Source organism: Rudaea sp. (assembly GCF_036383415.1).
Lineage (GTDB): Bacteria > Pseudomonadota > Gammaproteobacteria > Xanthomonadales > Rhodanobacteraceae > Rudaea.
Map to the genome: position 1 here is coordinate 1 of NZ_DASVOK010000358.1, position 3,438 is coordinate 3,438.

The following is a 3,438-nucleotide window of genomic DNA, read 5'->3' on the forward strand; positions in this document are numbered from 1 at the left end:
CGTCCGAACGTCAACGTCGTCACCCGTGACGGCATGCCGGCGCGCTCGATCGCGCCGGCAATCCAGCCGCGCACGGGCGGCCCGGCTCAGGCCGATGCGCGCGTGCTCGACACCGGTCGCCAGAACGACAACGGCCGCAACGACCGCCGCGCGATCGACAACAGCGCGCGCATGCAGAACAACCCCCAGGTGCTGCGCGAACAGCAGACCGGCAACCCTACGCTCGAAAGCCGCACGGTGACCGGCGCGCCGAACGGGCGCACGCAGATGGACGAACGCCGCGCGCTGCCTTCGAGCCGCTATGTCAATCCGAACGCGGCCGACAATGGCCAGCAGCGCGTGCTGCGCGGCGACAACAACAACGCCACCGTCGACACCGGCCGCAAGGACGACCGCGTGCAGCGCGACAACCGTCAGGAGTATCGTTCGACGACGGTCGAACGCGCACCGCGCGCCGACTTCCAGCAGCGCCAGCAGGAAGTGCAGGTCCAGCAGCAACAGCAGGCGCAGCAACGCCAGGAAATGCAGATGCGTCGCCAGCAGGATGCCGAGGTGCAGCAGCGTCAACAGCGCCAGACCCAGGACCGCCAGCAAATGCAGGTCCAGCAGCAACAGCAGATGCAGCAGCGTCAGGAAATGCAGATGCGCCGCCAGCAGGATGCCGAGGTGCAGCAGCGTCAACAGCGCCAGATCCAGGACCGCCAGCAAATACAGGTCCAGCAGCAACAGCAGGTCCAGCAACGCCAGGAAATGCAGATGCGCTCGCAGCAACAGGTCCAGCCGCGTACGGAAACCATGCGCGTGCAGCCGCAGCAACAGCAGCAACAGCAGCGCGCCGAGCAGCCGCAAGGACGAGGCCGCGTGCAGCGCGACGACAACAAGAACGATCACGGCCAGCGCTGACCGCGCCGCACATGATCCAGAGCAACGCCCGGCACATGCCGGGCGTTTTCTTTTTTGCCCGCGCTCCTGCCCACGCGCGCATGAGGCGTTACAATGCCAGCATGCTCAACATCCAACTCAACGGCGAAGCGAAACAGGTACAGGCGTCGACCAGCGTCGCCGCGCTGCTCGAAGCGGCGGGTTATGCCGAACGCCGGGTTGCCGTCGAGATCAATTGCGAGATCGTGCCAAGGAGCGCGCATCGCGAACGCGTGCTGCGCGATGGCGATCATGTCGAGATCGTGCACGCATTGGGCGGAGGCTGAGCGCTTGCGATATGCGTTGAAGCGCATATCGCGCGAAGCCGACGGCCCGAAGGCAGGATGCGCAGGGACGGGTTGCTTGGCGAGTGCAGGATGCGCGAGCTTAGCAACGGTCAGCGAGGCAACGCCGAGCTGAAAACTTTTCGAGAACACGATTTGTACAAATGAACGCTCAGATCCGCACTATTCCTGGCGCCGACAACGACACCCTCGTCATCGCCGGCAAGACCTATCGCTCGCGCCTGCTGACCGGCACCGGCAAGTTCAAGGATCTCGACGAAACGCGACGCGCGACCGACGCCGCCGGCGCCGAGATCGTCACGGTCGCGATCCGTCGCACCAATATCGGCCAGGACAAGAACCAGCCCAACCTGCTCGACGTGCTGCCGCCCGATCGTTACACGATCCTGCCGAACACCGCCGGCTGCTACACCGCCGACGATGCGGTGCGCACCTGCCGCCTCGCGCGCGAACTGCTCGACGGTCACAACCTGGTCAAGCTCGAAGTGCTCGGCGACCAGAAGACCTTGTTCCCCGATGTGGTGCAGACCTTGAAGGCCGCCGAACAGCTCGTCGCCGACAATTTCGAGGTCATGGTCTACACGAGCGACGATCCGATCCTCGCGCGTCGCCTCGAGGAGATCGGCTGTGTCGCGGTCATGCCGCTGGCCGCACCGATCGGCTCGGGCCTCGGCATCCAGAACCGCTGGAACCTGCTTGAGATCGTCGAAAACGCCAAGGTGCCGATCATCGTCGACGCCGGCGTCGGCACCGCTTCGGACGCCGCGATCGCAATGGAACTCGGCTGCGACGGCGTGCTCATGAACACCGCGATCGCCGGCGCAAGGAATCCCGTCCTGATGGCGAGCGCGATGAAGAAGGCCGTCGAAGCCGGGCGCGAAGCCTTCCTCGCCGGCCGCATTCCGCGCAAGCGCTTTGCCAGTGCATCGAGTCCGATCGACGGGACGATCGGGTGAGCGAAGCGCAACCTCAGCGCCACATCCGCAGCTTCGTCCTGCGCCAAGGCCGCTTCACTCCCGCACAGCAACGCGCGTTCGAGCAACACTGGGCGCGCTTCGGCCTCGAACCTGCGGCGACGCCGCCGGACTACCAGCAGTTGTTCGGCCGCAGCGCGCCGCTCGTGCTCGAAATCGGCTTCGGCAACGGCGAGCAACTGCTGCACGCCGGCCTGCACGAGCCGGACAAGAACTTCCTCGGCATCGAAGTGCATCGTCCCGGCGTCGGTCGCCTGATGAACACACTCGCCGCGCACGAGGTCGCCAACGTGCGGCTTTACAATCATGACGCGGTCGAGATTCTGCGCAATGCGCTCGCGCCGGAATCGCTGGCGGAAGCACGCATTTATTTTCCGGATCCGTGGCCAAAGAAGCGTCAGCAGAAACGTCGCCTGATCCAGCCCGATTTCGTCGACTTGCTCGCAAGCCGCGTCGCACGCGGCGGGCGCTTGCATTTGGCCACCGACTGGGCCGACTATGCAGCGCATATGCTCGAAGTGCTCGACGCCGCGCCCGAATGGCGCAACGTCGCGGGCGAGGGTCAAAGCATGCCGCGCCCCGACTGGCGCATCGAAACGCATTTCGAGAAACGCGGTTTGCGTCTAGGGCACGGGGTTTGGGATTTCATCTACGAACGAGTTTGAATCACTCAACGACGACATACCAAAGTACGACGCTTTTGATTTTGATTTTTCGCTTTTGATTTTCGGGTCCCCGTTTGCCGCGGCGGGGGCATGACGGAAATGCCCGCAGGGTCGGCGCGATGGATCGCGCCGATTCCTTTGTCTGGACAGGGACGTGCAGTCAACGGAACCCGGCATGACCTCGCGGACTCGCGGCGAAGCTGCGAGCGCGGCATCCGGGGTGCATTTCTTTTGGTTACTTTTCTTTGGGCAAACACTGCGCCGCAGGAGCGGCGCGAACAGCGAAGCTGGCCGCGGAGCGGCGAAGGGCAGGATGCCCGGAGTCAAGAAAAGTGACCCGCTCGCGGGATGCGAGCGGAAAGGCGAATGGACGCGGTCGGAGCAAAATCAGGAGTAACAGCAAAAGCTGGATTCCAGCTTTCGCTGGAATGACGAGCAAAAAACAGAAAGTAAAGAGCGTTGCGCCCGATGAGATGAAGCAAGGACTCCTCCTCACCCACGACATGCTGCTCGTGTTCGGCTTGCTCGCCTTCACCGTGCTCATGCTCGTGCTCGAATGGATACGCGGGGATC

Annotated in this window: 5 protein-coding genes; 4 read left to right on the forward strand and 1 reads right to left on the reverse strand. The window is 64.0% G+C overall.

Annotated elements, in window-relative coordinates; translation table 11 throughout:
* The 4 genes from VF497_RS13265 to trmB all read left to right on the forward strand — a co-directional run.
* Window positions 1–903 (forward strand): hypothetical protein (locus tag VF497_RS13265; RefSeq protein WP_330889463.1); only part of this gene is annotated, 903 nt, incomplete at its 5' end.
* 101 nt (window positions 904–1,004) lie between these two features.
* On the forward strand, window positions 1,005–1,208 hold the full coding sequence (gene thiS / locus VF497_RS13270; RefSeq protein ID WP_330889471.1) for a sulfur carrier protein ThiS: 204 nt from the start codon (window positions 1,005–1,007) through the stop codon (window positions 1,206–1,208).
* Window positions 1,209–1,369: 161 nt separating this feature from the next.
* Window positions 1,370–2,182, forward strand: a complete 813-nt coding sequence (locus tag VF497_RS13275; RefSeq protein WP_330889465.1) for a thiazole synthase — start codon at window positions 1,370–1,372, stop codon at window positions 2,180–2,182.
* A complete protein-coding gene (gene trmB, locus VF497_RS13280) occupies window positions 2,179–2,865 on the forward strand; it encodes a tRNA (guanosine(46)-N7)-methyltransferase TrmB (RefSeq protein ID WP_330889467.1) in 687 nt (228 codons plus the stop codon). The genes VF497_RS13275 and trmB overlap by 4 nt, the downstream gene beginning before the upstream one ends.
* Window positions 2,866–3,188: 323 nt before the next feature.
* Here the strand turns inward: trmB and VF497_RS13285 are convergent, their stop codons facing one another.
* A complete protein-coding gene (locus tag VF497_RS13285; protein WP_330889469.1) occupies window positions 3,189–3,347 on the reverse strand; it encodes a hypothetical protein in 159 nt (52 codons plus the stop codon).
* Window positions 3,348–3,438: the final 91 nt, after the last annotated feature.

Bases quoted from the DNA above. Each gene is read 5' to 3' on its own strand.
- thiS (WP_330889471.1), top strand. From the start codon at position 1,005: ATGCTCAACATCCAACTCAACGGCGAAGCGAAACAGGTACAGGCGTCG.
- VF497_RS13275 (WP_330889465.1), top strand. From the start codon at position 1,370: ATGAACGCTCAGATCCGCACTATTCCTGGCGCCGACAACGACACCCTC.